This window comes from Kitasatospora sp. NPDC056800, from assembly GCF_042789775.1.
In the GTDB taxonomy this organism is placed as follows: domain Bacteria; phylum Actinomycetota; class Actinomycetes; order Streptomycetales; family Streptomycetaceae; genus Kitasatospora.
Genome location: NZ_JBHUAL010000254.1, coordinates 1 through 12583, shown reverse-complemented (window position 1 = coordinate 12583; position 12583 = coordinate 1). Strand labels below are relative to the sequence as shown.

At 72.4% G+C, this 12583-nt stretch carries 7 protein-coding genes; 4 read left to right on the top strand and 3 right to left on the bottom strand.

What is annotated here, in order from left to right:
- Nucleotides 1–214: 214 nt before the first annotated feature.
- From ACFRQN_RS36465 to ACFRQN_RS36455, 3 genes are all read left to right on the top strand, one after another.
- Nucleotides 215–1456, top strand: a complete 1242-nt coding sequence (locus ACFRQN_RS36465) for a ribonuclease D (protein ID WP_049651278.1) — start codon at nucleotides 215–217, stop codon at nucleotides 1454–1456.
- A 298-nt stretch (nucleotides 1457–1754) separates the two neighbouring features.
- Nucleotides 1755–2999, top strand: coding sequence for an acetyl-CoA C-acyltransferase (locus tag ACFRQN_RS36460; RefSeq protein WP_049651277.1), 1245 nt, complete (start codon nucleotides 1755–1757; stop codon nucleotides 2997–2999).
- 2 nt (nucleotides 3000–3001) lie between these two features.
- Complete coding sequence (locus tag ACFRQN_RS36455) at nucleotides 3002–5149, top strand: 3-hydroxyacyl-CoA dehydrogenase NAD-binding domain-containing protein (protein ID WP_380744823.1); 2148 nt, start codon at nucleotides 3002–3004, stop codon at nucleotides 5147–5149.
- A 182-nt stretch (nucleotides 5150–5331) separates the two neighbouring features.
- On the opposite strand, the gene ACFRQN_RS36450 is transcribed toward ACFRQN_RS36455, so the two are convergent.
- From ACFRQN_RS36450 to ACFRQN_RS36440, 3 genes are all read right to left on the bottom strand, one after another.
- The gene (locus tag ACFRQN_RS36450) at nucleotides 5332–6858 is read right to left on the bottom strand and encodes a glycosyltransferase family 39 protein (protein ID WP_234348350.1); all 1527 of its coding nucleotides are present in this window, start codon (nucleotides 6856–6858) and stop codon (nucleotides 5332–5334) included.
- Between the two features lie 149 nt (nucleotides 6859–7007).
- A complete protein-coding gene (gene dxs, locus ACFRQN_RS36445) occupies nucleotides 7008–8912 on the bottom strand; it encodes a 1-deoxy-D-xylulose-5-phosphate synthase (protein WP_259316759.1) in 1905 nt (634 codons plus the stop codon).
- 247 nt (nucleotides 8913–9159) lie between these two features.
- Entirely contained in the window at nucleotides 9160–10338 is a 1179-nt protein-coding gene (locus ACFRQN_RS36440; protein ID WP_049651274.1) for an ROK family transcriptional regulator, read from the bottom strand.
- 477 nt (nucleotides 10339–10815) lie between these two features.
- Here ACFRQN_RS36440 and ACFRQN_RS36435 point away from each other — a divergent pair, with 477 nt between their 5' ends.
- Nucleotides 10816–12495 carry a PQQ-binding-like beta-propeller repeat protein gene (locus ACFRQN_RS36435; protein WP_380744821.1) on the top strand — a complete coding sequence of 560 codons (1680 nt, stop codon included), beginning with the start codon at nucleotides 10816–10818 and terminating at the stop codon, nucleotides 12493–12495.
- Nucleotides 12496–12583 lie beyond the last annotated feature (88 nt).

Below are 12583 nucleotides of genomic sequence, written 5' to 3'. Positions count from 1 at the left end.
GGAGGAACGTTTCCTCCTCGGCCGCCGCGGCGCTGTTCCGGGGCCTGCCGTCGAACTCCCGTCGTCAACCTCCCGCCGCCGAACTCCCGTCACCCCCGGAGGGCCCGCGGCGGGCGAACCGCGCCGCGGAGCGGGGCGGGCCGCCCCCGGGCGATCAACAGTCTGACCAGTCCGACAACACTCCCGGCCGCGAGGACCGTCGTACCCTTGGGGGGTGACCGACGCCGTAGCAGCCATCCCAGAAGAAGCAGCCCCGGTCCCGCTCCTTGAGCCGAGGGAGGGGATCCCGCCCGTCGTGGCGGACGAACAGGCGCTGGGCGCCGTCGTCGCCGCCTTCGCCGCGGGCACCGGACCGGTGGCCGTCGATGCCGAACGGGCCTCCGGCTACCGCTACGGGCAGCGCGCCTACCTCATCCAGCTGCGCCGCGCGGGTTCCGGCTCCGCCCTGATCGACCCGATCGCCTGCCCGGACCTCAGCGCGCTCGGCAAGGCCGTCGAGGACGCCGAGTGGGTCGTCCACGCGGCCAGCCAGGACCTGCCCTGCCTGTCCGACGTCGGCATGAGACCCCAGCGCCTGTTCGACACCGAGCTGGCCGGGCGGATCGCCGGCTTCGCCCGGGTCGGCCTCGGGCCGATGACCGAGAACGTGCTCGGACTGAGCCTGTCCAAGGAGCACTCCGCGGTCGACTGGTCCACCCGCCCGCTGCCCGAGCCGTGGCTGCGCTACGCCGCTCTGGACGTCGAGGTGCTGGTCGAGCTGCGCGACGCACTCGAACAGGAGCTGGACGCCCAGGGCAAGCTCGGCTGGGCGATGGAGGAGTTCGCCTCGATCGCCGCCGCGCCCCGCCCGGGCCCGCGCAACGACCCGTGGCGCCGCACCTCGCAGCTGCACAAGATCCGCCGCCGCCGTCAGCTGGCCGTGGTGCGCGAGCTGTGGCTGGTCCGCGACCGGATGGCGCAGGACCGCGACGTCTCCCCCGGCCGGGTGCTCGCCGACGCGGCGATCGTCAACGCCGCGCTGGCCATGCCGCTGAACATCGCCTCCCTGCAGGCCGTCCAGGGCTTCGGCCCGCGGGTGCACCGGCGCCAGCTGGAGCAGTGGCTGGCGGCCGTGCAGCGCGCCCGGGAGATCCCGGAGAACATGCTGCCGCCGGCCACCGCGCCGCACGACGGACCGCCGCCGCCGCGGGCCTGGGCCGAGAAGGACCCGGTGGCCGCCGCCCGGCTGTCCGGTGCGCGCGCCGCGATCAGCGAGCTGGCCGAGCGGTACCACGTGCCGGCCGAGAACCTGATGACCCCGGACACCGTCCGCCGGGTCTGCTGGCACCCGCCGACCGAGCCGGGCCCCGAGGCCGTGGCCGCCGCGCTGCGCGGGTTCGGCGCCCGGCAGTGGCAGGTGGACCTGGTGGCGCCGGCGGTGGCCGCCGCGTTCGCCGCGGCCGCGGCCCAGGACTGATCACGCTCCAGGACCGATCACGGCAACACGTGGAAGGGGATGTCATCCGTACGGGTGACATCCCCTTCGTCGTACCCGTCCGTCGTACCCGTTCGTCGCACCGCCCGTCGCACCCGGGAACGACGCTCCTGGTCGGACGGGCCGGGGAACGTGTCGGGGGACACATGGTCGGATCCCTCCGAGGGGCCTGGGCAGGTTGGTTACCGGCGGGTAGCATGGCGGTGATGCGGCGCCGCTCGGGTCTTCGACGGCGGCAGCCCGCCCAATCGTCATGTTGGTCCCTGGGAGGAGAGCCCCCGTGCCTCGTACCGCGAGGGACGTCGTCTTCGTCGATGGCGTCCGCACCCCGTTCGGCAAGGCAGGCCCGAAGGGCATCTACCACGAGACGCGCGCCGACGACCTCGTCGTCAAGTGCATCCGGGAGCTCGTGCGCCGTAACCCGAACCTGCCCGTCGAGCGCATCGACGAGGTCGCCGTCGCGGCCACCACGCAGATCGGCGACCAGGGCCTGACCATCGGGCGCACCGCCGCCCTGCTGTCCGGCCTGCCGAAGTCCGTCCCCGGCTACGCGATCGACCGCATGTGCGCCGGCGCGCTGACCGCCGTGACCACCACCGCCGGCGGCATCGCCTTCGGCGCGTACGACGTGGTCGTGGCCGGCGGTGTCGAGCACATGGGCCGCCACCCGATGGGCGAGGGCGTCGACCCGAACCCGCGCTTCGTCTCCGAGAAGCTGGTCGACGAGTCCGCCCTGTTCATGGGCATGACCGCGGAGAACCTGCACGACCGGTTCCCGCACCTGACCAAGGAGCGCTGCGACGCCTACGCCGTGCGCTCCCAGGAGAAGGCCGCCAAGGCGTACGCCAACGGCGACATCCAGCCCGACCTGGTGCCGATCTCGATCCGCAACACCAACCCCGAGGTCGGCGAGACCGGCTGGGGCCTGGCCACCGTGGACGAGCCGCTGCGCCCGGGCACCACGATGGAGTCGCTGGCCGGCCTGAAGACCCCGTTCCGCCCGCACGGCAACATCACCGCGGGCAACTCGGCCGGTCTGAACGACGGCGCCACCGCCTCGCTGCTGGCCGCCGAGGACGTCGCCGAGGAGCTCGGCCTCCCGGTCAAGATGCGCCTGGTCTCCTTCGCCTTCGCGGGCGTCGAGCCCGAGGTCATGGGCATCGGCCCGGTGCCGGCCACCGAGAAGGCGCTGGCCAAGGCCGGTCTGACCATCGACGACATCCAGGCCTTCGAGATCAACGAGGCCTTCGCCGTCCAGGTCCTGTCCTTCCTGGACCACTACGGCATCGCGGACGACGACGAGCGGGTCAACCCGTACGGCGGCGCGATCGCCTTCGGCCACCCGCTGGCCTCCTCCGGCGTGCGCCTGATGAATCAGCTGGCCCGCCGCTTCGAGCAGCGCCCGGACGTCCGCTACGGCCTCACCACGATGTGCATCGGCTTCGGCATGGGCGGCACCATCATCTGGGAGAACCCGCACTGGAGCGGAGCGACCCAGAACACCGAGCTCGAGGGTGGTAAGTGACCATGACGAACACCACCGAGCTGCTGACCCGCGGCGCCGAGCTCTTCCCGGGCGAGGTCGTCACGACCGCGCACGTCCGCCACCTCGACCTGCCGCTGCAGGCCGGCCGGCTGGCCCTGATCACCCTGGACAACGGCTTCGACCACACCAAGCCGACCACCTTCGGCCCGGGCTCGCTGCTCAAGCTGAACGAGGCGCTGGACCAGGTCGCGGCCGAGGCTGCCGAGGGCACGATCGTCGGTGCCGCGATCACCGGCAAGCCGTTCATCTTCGCGGTCGGCGCCGACCTCAAGGGCGTCGAGCTGCTCAAGGAGCACGCGGACGCGCTGGCCATCGGCAAGGGCGGCCACGACGTCTTCCAGCGGATCGCCACGCTGCCCGTCCCCACCTTCGCCTTCTACAACGGCGCGGCGATGGGCGGCGGCGTCGAGGTCGGCCTGCACTGCGACTACCGCACGGTGTCGGCGGGCGTCCCGGCCTTCTCGCTGCCCGAGGTCTTCCTCGGCCTCGTCCCCGGCTGGGGCGGCTGCACCATCCTGCCGAACCTGGTGGGTGCCGGTAAGGCCGTCAAGGTCATCGTCGAGAACTCGATGAACCAGAACAAGCAGCTCAAGGGCAAGGACGTGTTCGAGCTGGGGATCGCCGACGCGATCTTCGAGCCGGCCGACTTCCTGGAGCAGTCGCTGCTCTGGGCCGCCAAGGTCGTCAAGGGCGACGTCGTCGTCGAGCGCGAGGCGATCGACCGCGGCAAGGCCTGGGACGACGCCGTCCTCTGGGGCCGCATGGTCGCCGACGCCAAGGTGCACGGTGCCGCTCCGGCCGCCTACAAGGCGCTGGACATCATCGCCGCCGCCAAGGACTTCGACCTCGCGGACAAGGCCAGCCTCCAGGCCGGCTTCGACGCCGAGGACGCGGCCCTGGCCGACCTCATCATGAGCGGCGAGCTGCGCAGCGGCATCTACGCCTTCAACCTGGTGCAGCGCCGGGCCAAGCGCCCGGTCGGCGCGCCGGACAAGTCGCTGGCCCGCCCGGTCACCAAGGTCGGCGTCGTCGGCGCCGGTCTGATGGCCTCGCAGCTGGCGCTGCTGTTCGCCCGCCGTCTGGAGGTGCCGGTGGTCCTCACCGACATCGACCAGGAGCGCGTGGACAAGGGCGTCGGCTACGTCCACGCCGAGATCGACAAGCTGCTCGGCAAGGGCCGGATCGGCCAGGACAAGGCCAACCGGCTCAAGGGCCTGGTCTCCGGCTCGCTGGACAAGGCCGCCGCCTTCGGCGACGCGGACTTCGTCATCGAGGCCGTGTTCGAGGAGATGGGCGTCAAGCAGGCCGTCTTCGCGGACCTGGAGAACGTGGTCTCGCCGACCTGCGTGCTGGCGACCAACACCTCCTCGCTGTCGGTCACCGAGATGGCCTCGAAGCTGAAGCACCCCGAGCGGGTCGTCGGCTTCCACTTCTTCAACCCGGTCGCGATCCTGCCGCTGCTGGAGATCGTCCGCGGCGACTCGACGGACGACGCCTCGCTGGCCACCGCCTTCGCGGTGTCCAAGAAGCTGAAGAAGACCTCGGTGCTCTGCAAGGACCGCCCCGCGTTCGTGGTGAACCGGATCCTGACCCGCTTCATGGGCGAGATCCAGGGCATCATCGACGAGGGCACCCCGATCGCCGACGTCGAGAAGGCCGTCGAGCCGCTCGGCCTGCCGATGTCCCCGATCGTGCTGCTGGAGCTGGTCGGCCCGGCCATCGCCCTGCACGTCTCGGAGACCCTGCACGGCGCCTTCCCGGAGCGGTTCACCGTCTCCGAGAACCTCGCCAAGGTGGTCAAGGCCGGCAAGCGCGGCTTCTACACCTGGACGGACGGCCAGCAGGTCCTCGACCCCGAGGTGCTGGAGCTGCTGACCTTCGGCGACTCGGTGCTCACCGGGGAGCAGGTCCGCGCCCGTGCCCTGGAGGCCGTGGCGCAGGAGATCGGCCTGATGCTGGAGGAGGGTGTCGTCGCCGAGGCGCAGGACATCGACCTCTGCATGATCACCGGTGCCGGCTGGCCCTTCCACCTGGGCGGGATCACCCCGTACCTGGACCGTGAGGGCGTCTCGGAGCGGGTGAACGGCAAGGCGTTCCTCGCCCCCGGCGTGGCCTCGGTGCCCGCGTAACGCAGCACCCGAACACGGGGGAGCCCCGGTGACCAGGCGGTCACCGGGGCTCCTCCGTGTGTACGGGGCTGCCGCTCGGACGCGGCGTGTACGGCGTTTCCGCCCGAGGTCCTGTGTACGGCGCTGCCGCCGGGAACCCGGCGTGTACGGCGTTGCCGCGAGGAAACCGGGTACGGGCCGCCTCAGTGCTTGAGGCGGTACACCACGGTGTCGGCGAAGACGCCGACCATCTCGTAGTGGGTGTCCAGCAGGTTCTCGATCCGGGGGACCATGACCGGCTGGTACGGGGCGATGCCGGAGTCGTCGACCACGACCTCGGGCAGGCCGTTGGCCAGCTCCTTGTCGAAGGTCTGCCAGGCGTTGGAGACGCTGAACTGCTCGCCGACGTTCTGGTTGCCGTCCTTGCCGCCGCTGTAGTTGGTGAGGAAGCCGGCGGTCAGGTAGCGGGTGGCGGGCTTGCGGTCGGCCAGCCAGTACAGCTCGGGGTGCATGCCCCAGACCAGCACGGTGTCCTTGGGGGTGGTCTGGGCGGCGACGGCGGTGGCGACCTCGGTGGTGCGGTTGAGCCGCTCCCCCGGCCAGGCCAGCGCCAGGCTCCAGAACACCGTGGCGGCGGCCGTGGTGTACAGCAGGACGGGCTTCCAGCGGATCGCCGAGGTGGCGACCGCCCCGGTGCCCAGCAGCACCAGCGGCGGGATCAGCTGGAGGTAGTAGTGGCCGAAGAAGTGGAAGCCCACGCTGACCGCGACGACCGAGGAGAGCAGCCAGACCCACAGGTCGGTGGTCGAGCCGTGCTCCTCGCCGGCCACCGGCAGCGGGCGGTGGCGGTGCTTGAGCCAGAGCCGGCGTCCGACCGGGAGCAGGAAGCCCAGGCCGGCCGCGGCCAGGATGGCCGAGTTGCCGAAGGCCCGGCCGAGCATCTGGAGCCAGGCCCCGCCGAAGGAGGCGTAGTCGCCACTGCCGGTGACCACCCAGAAGAGGAAGCCCTTGGGCTTGGTGAGGATCACCGCGACCAGCGCTATCGGCAGGGTGAAGCCGAACCCGATCTTGAACAGCGCGGGCGGCCAGCGCACCCCGCGCCGGCGGGCGTCCTGGAACAGCATCCAGAGCACCGGCAGCAGCACCGCGCCGCCGGTCTGCTTGGTCAGTGAGCAGAGGGCGACCGCGATGCCCGCGGCCAGCCAGCGGCGCCGTTCGGCATACCGGAAGGCGGCCACCATGGCGGGCAGCATGAAGACCTCGAAGGTCGCCGCCTGGGTGTCCTCCGGGGAGAGCCCGATGGAGACCAGCAGGTAGAGCAGTCCGGCCCCGGCCCCGGCCCGGTTGCCCCAGCGGCCGCGGGCGATCGAGGCCAGCAGGATCGCGGTGACCAGGTGGGCCACCACCGCCAGGGTGCGCAGCGGCCAGAGCGAGGCGGAGCCGAAGACCGCGAAGCAGGCCTGGTAGAGCCAGGGCAGCAGCGGTGGTTTGCGGTCCACCACGGTGTCGTACAGCACCCCGCCGTCCGCCAGCATCCGGGCCTGGGTGGCCAGGAAGCCCTCGTCCGGGCTCCAGACGGGCCGGGCGAAGGAGGGGATGTGGGTGAGCAGCGCGACCAGCGCGAGCACCGGCACCAGCCTGGTCCAGTACCCGGTGAGAACACGGGTACGGACGCGCTCGGGCAGGCGCTCGGCCAGTCCGGTGAGGCGGAGGCGGGTGGGGGTCGGCACGGGTGACAACCTACCGGGCGGGATCGGCGCCGGTGGCGCCGGTCCCGCCTTTCAGTGCGATTGTCAGCTTGTTCCGTGACGAACTGTTACGGAGTTACGACAAACGGTCGTCTGCGGAACGGGTGACCGCTCCCCCGGACGGCCTCCGGTCAGGCCTTGACCGGCGCCGCGTCCAGCTTGGCGACCAGAGCCGTCACCTTTCGGGCGATGTCCGGGGCGTTCAGGCCGATCTCGGCCAGGATCTCGGCCCGGCTGGCGTGGTCCAGGAACTCCTGCGGGATGCCGAAGTCGCGCACCGGCAGGTCCACGTCCGCGTCCCGCAGCGCCTGCGCCACGGCGGCGCCGACGCCGCCCACCCGGCCGTTGTCCTCGATCGTGACGACCACCCGGTGCTCGGCGGCCAGGCCCGGCAGGGCCGCGTCCACCGGCTTGACCCAGCGCGGGTCCACCACGGTGGCGGTGACGCCCTGGGCGGCCAGCAGGTCGGCGACCTCCAGGCTGGTGGGGGCCATCGCGCCGACCGAGACGATCAGCACGTCGGCGCGGTGGGCGCCGGAGGGCTCCTCGGCGGCGCGCAGCACGTCCATGCCGCCGATCCGGCCGACCGCGGGGACGGCCGGGCCGACCGTGCCCTTGGAGTAGCGGACCACGGTCGGGGCGTCCTTGACCTCGACGGCCTCGCGCAGCTGCGCGCGGACCTGGTCGGCGTCGCGCGGGGCGGCCAGCCGCAGGGTCGGGATGATCTGCAGGATCGACATGTCCCACATGCCGTTGTGCGAGGCTCCGTCGGTTCCGGTGACGCCGGCCCGGTCCAGGACGAAGGTGACGCCCAGCTTGTGCAGGGCGACGTCCATCAGGACCTGGTCGAAGGCCCGGTTGAGGAAGGTCGCGTAGACCGCGAACACCGGGTGCAGGCCGTTGGTGGCCAGGCCGGCCGCGCTGGTGACGGCGTGCTGCTCGGCGATGCCGACGTCGAAGATCCGGTCCGGGAAGGCCTCGGCGAACGGGGCCAGGCCCACCGGGTGGAGCATGGCGGCGGTGATGCCGACGATGTCCTCGCGCTCGTGGCCGAGCGCGACCATCTCCTCGGCGAAGACCGACGTCCAGTCCTTGCCCGCGCTCTTGATCGGCAGGCCGGTCTCCGGGTGGATCACGCCGACCGCGTGGAAGCGGTCCTCGTCGTTGTTCTCGGCGGCGTGGTAGCCGCGGCCCTTCTCGGTGAGGCAGTGCACGATCACCGGGCCGCCGAAGCCGCGCGCCTTGGTCAGCGCGGACTCCAGGGCGGCCATGTCGTGGCCGTCGATCGGGCCGATGTACTTGAGGCCGAGGTCCTCGAACATGCCCTGCGGGGCGATGAAGTCCTTGAGGCCCTTCTTGGCGCCGTGCAGCGTCTCGAACAGCTGCTGGCCGACCACCGGGGTGCGCTGGAGCGCGTCCTTGCCCCAGGACAGGAAGCGCTCGTAGCCCTGGGTGGTGCGCAGGGTGGCGAGGTGGTTGGCCAGGCCGCCGATGGTCGGGGAGTACGAGCGCTCGTTGTCGTTCACGACGATGACGAGCGGACGGTCCTTGGCGTCGGCGATGTTGTTGAGCGCCTCCCAGGCCATGCCGCCGGTGAGCGCGCCGTCGCCGATCACCGCGACGACCGGGTCGTTCTTGCCCAGGATCTGGTTGGCCTTGGCCAGGCCGTCGGCGTACGAGAGGACCGTGGAGGCGTGCGAGTTCTCGATCACGTCGTGCTCGGACTCGGCCCGGGACGGGTAGCCGGACAGGCCGCCCTTCATCCGCAGCCGGGAGAAGTCCTGGCGGCCGGTGAGCAGCTTGTGGACGTAGCTCTGGTGGCCGGTGTCGAAGAGGATGCGGTCGCGCGGGGAGTCGAAGACCCGGTGCAGCGCGATGGTGAGCTCCACCACGCCGAGGTTGGGCCCGAGGTGGCCACCCGTCTTGGAGACCTCGGTCACCAGGAAGGTCCGGATCTCCTGGGCCAGTGCGGCCAGCTGTCCGGGCGTGAGCCGGTCGAGATCGCGCGGTCCCCGAATGCGGGTCAGCAGGGCCACCCGTTCCTCCTCGTTCAGTGTTCGCGGACCACGGACGGTCCGACGGGCGTCGCTGCCCGGTCCGGCGGCAGTCCGACGGTCCGGCCGGTGGCGACCGGTCGAGTCTAATGTCCGCCTGCCGGACACCAAGCGGCGCGCCCGGTGCCACCGTTCGGTTACCGCCATTCCGGGAGGTCGGGCCGGGAAGCCGGGTCACCTCAGGTTGACGTACAGGCGTTTGAATACGCGGGCGGGCCGGACGGCGGTGTCAGGCGCGGCCCAGCGCGCCCGACTCCCCCATCTCGCTCATCACCAGGGCCAGCGCGCCGAGCACCTCGGCCCGGCCGCCGAGGGTGCCGGGGACGACCGAGAGCTGACGGGCCGCGCTCGGGATCGCGTACCGGGCCACCGAGTCCCGGATCGGGGCGAGCACCAGCTCACCGGCCTCGGCGAGGTCCCCGCCGAGGATCACCCGGCGGGGGTTCAGCAGGTTGCAGAGGGTGGCGACGCCGGTGCCGATCTGCCGGCCCGCGTCGGCGATCACCCGGCGGCAGCCGAGGTCGCCCTGCTGGGCCAGCTCGACCACCCGGGGCAGGCTGAGGTCCTGGCCGAGGGTGGGGGCGAGCAGCGAGAGCAGGTAGCGGGAGCCGACGAAGGTCTCCAGGCAGCCGCGGTTGCCGCAGCGGCAGACCGGCCCGGCCTCGTCCAGGGTGATGTGCCCGATCTCACCCGCGGTACCGCCCGGGCCGCGGTAGATCTGGCCGTTCACCACCAGCCCGGCGCCGACCCCGCTGGCGACCTTGATGTAGGCGAGGTCGCTCAGCCCGCGGCCGGCGCCCCAGACCAGCTCGCCGAGCGCGCCCAGGTTGGCGTCGTTGTCCACGTGCACCGGCATGCCGAGCCGCTCGGCCAGCTCCCGGCCCGGGGCGATGCCCGTCCAGCCGGGCAGGATCGCGGTGGAGCCGAGCGCGCCGGTCTCCACGTCGATCGGGCCGGGCACGCCGAGGCCGACGCCGATCACCTTGTCGGAACGGAAGCCCGCCTGCGTCAGCAGCCGCTCGACCATCGCCTCGGCGCGGTCGAAGCCCTGCTGGGCGGAGACGTCGACGTCGATCGGGGCGCTCTCCTCGGCCAGCACCCGGTGGGCCAGGTTGCCGACCGCGACGCGCAGGTGGGTGTGGCCGAAGTCGATGCCGACCACGATGCCGGCGTCCCCGCTGAGCGAGACGCTGCGGGCGCGGCGGCCGCCGGAGGAGGTGTCGGCGACCACGACGGTGCCGCTCTCCTTCAACTCCCGCACGATGTTGGACACGGTGGCCGCGGACAGTCCGGTGCCGCGGGCGATCTCGGCCTGGGTCAGCGAGCCGGCCATCCGCACCGCGCGGAGCACCCGTTCCAGGTTCGCCCGGTGCAGCGACGACTGCGAGCCCGGTGTGTCCGTCGACATGATCCACCCTCCCAGGGCGGGGATCCCTCCGCCGGGCGTCCCCTTCAACTCCTGAAGGGTACGGCCCGGGGGCCCGGGCGGGGATCCCGGCTGCGGCGGGCGGGCGCGCAGGGGGGGGGGGCGCGGACGGCGGCCGCCCGGCGCGGGCCGGCGAGCGGGGGCGCGGGCGTGGGGGCGCGGTGATCGGGGGGTGAAGGTGTTGCGCGGCCCGGGCCTGCGGGGACGGGGAACCGCTGTCCTGGCGACGGCCGAAAACCACGCACCACTAACATGGTGCCACTTCTCACCCGTCCCATCGGGGCCGTGGACGGCACCGCCAGGGGGACGCATCCAGACATGACGGGGAATCAAATGGCAGGGGATCACCCTACGCCGGGTGCAGGCGAAACGCCCGGCAGCGGTCCGCAGGACAACCGGGGCGTCTCGTTCGGGCGCCCGCCGGGCGGCGGGGTCGATCCGGCCGCCGTCGCGGACCAGATGACGCAGCTCGACGGCGCCGCCGTCCCGGGGCAGGTCACCCCGGGCCCGGTCGCGCCCGCGGGCCCGCCGCCCGTCCAGCCGCCGGCACCGCCCGTGCAGCCGCCCGCGCAGCCGTCGGTCGGCAGCCCGGAGTACGCGGCGTACGCGCCGACCGCGCCCGGGTTCCCCAGCCAGGCCCCGCCGCCGCCCGGTGCCGCGCCGGTCGGCCCGTACGACCCGGTCCCCGGTGCCCCGTACGGTGCCCCGGACGCCGGGCAGGCCTACAACCCGGGCGGCTACAACTACCCGCAGCAGCCCGGGTACGGCTACCCCGTCGCGCCGGTCGCGCCCAAGCAGCGCAACCCGGTGATGCTGTGGGGCGGGATCATCGGCGGCGTGCTGGCGATCTCGATCGTGGTCGCCCTGGTCGTCCTGCTCAAGGACCCCAAGCCCGCCCCCGACCCGGGCCCGGACCCGGTCAGCACCGGCACCACCGACAACGGCGGGACCAGCAGCGGCCCCACCCCCGGCCCCGCTCCCAAGGGCGCCACCTTCAACGTCGCCTGGAGCGCCCCCAAGCCGGCCAACGCGGACAGCTCGAACCAGATGCTCGGCGTCTGGGGCACCGACAAGCTCGCGGTGCGCGTCGACAGCTCCGGGATCAGGGCCTTCAACCTGACCGACGGCAAGGAGGCGTGGACCATCGCCGCCCCGGCCGGCAGCAAGGAGCTGTGCACCGCCTCGTACGCCGCCAACTCCAAGGGCGTCGCCGCCGTCTCCTTCAACACCGGTGACAGCGACTGCTCCACCGTCGGCGCCATCGACCTGACCCAGGGCAAGCTGCTCTGGAGCGTCAAGGTCTCGGCCGACCGGATGTCCTCGCCGACCCTCAGCGTCACCGAGAACGTCGTCGCCGTCGGCGGCAACGCCGTCGCCGCCCTGAACATCGCCAACGGCCAGCCCGCCTGGCAGTACCAGCCTCGCGACAAGGACTGCGTCCTGCGCGGCAAGGCGGCCGGCGCCCAGATCGCGGTCAGCGACCGCTGCTACGGCACCAGCGGCCCGAAGTCGCAGCTGGTCATCGTCAACGCCGAGACCGGCAAGCCGGCCAGCACCCCGATCACCCTCACCGGCAACATCGAGGAGGTCGACTCGGTCGTCCAGGACAAGCCGCTGGTGCTGCTGATGGGCAACGGCCCGCAGGGCGACTACGTCCTGCCGTTCGACAAGGACAACAAGCCGGGCACCCAGATGTCCGTCAAGGAGCCCGGCGCGGACAGCCTGCGCCTCTCCGGCCAGAACGAGGCCCTCACCCGCAACGTGGTCAGCGGCACCACGCTGTACGTCCAGGTCAGCGGCGGCAAGCCGGGCATCAACGCCTACGACCTGAACACCGGCAAGCGGCTGTGGTCGGCCAACTCCGGTTCGACGAGCAACGACATGCGCCTGGTGGCCGGGACCGACAAGGACGGCAAGGTCCGCGCGATCGTCGACCAGGGCTACAACAAGCCGGCCCGGCTGGTGACGCTCTCGCCGACCGACGGCTCGATGTCCGACCTCGGCACCATGACGATGCCGAGCAGCATGGGCATCGGCAGCAGCACCTCCGAGTACCTGGTCTCGGACGACGGCGCCGCCGTCTACGCGTTCCGCCGCTACAGCGCCAGCGACGGTCCGCTGACCAAGTGGAAGAAGTGACGCCGGGGCGCCTCCGGGGCTGATCCCGGGGGCGTGACCCCTCGTCGCGGGCCGCGCGGCGACCGACACGGGCGGGGCGGGCACGGGC

Excerpts from the sequence above, each read along its gene's own strand:
- ACFRQN_RS36455 (WP_380744823.1), top strand. The coding sequence starts at position 3,002 with ATGACGAACACCACCGAGCTGCTGACCCGCGGCGCCGAGCTCTTCCCG.
- ACFRQN_RS36435 (WP_380744821.1), top strand. The coding sequence starts at position 10,816 with ATGACGCAGCTCGACGGCGCCGCCGTCCCGGGGCAGGTCACCCCGGGC.
- ACFRQN_RS36440 (WP_049651274.1), bottom strand. The coding sequence starts at position 10,338 with ATGTCGACGGACACACCGGGCTCGCAGTCGTCGCTGCACCGGGCGAAC.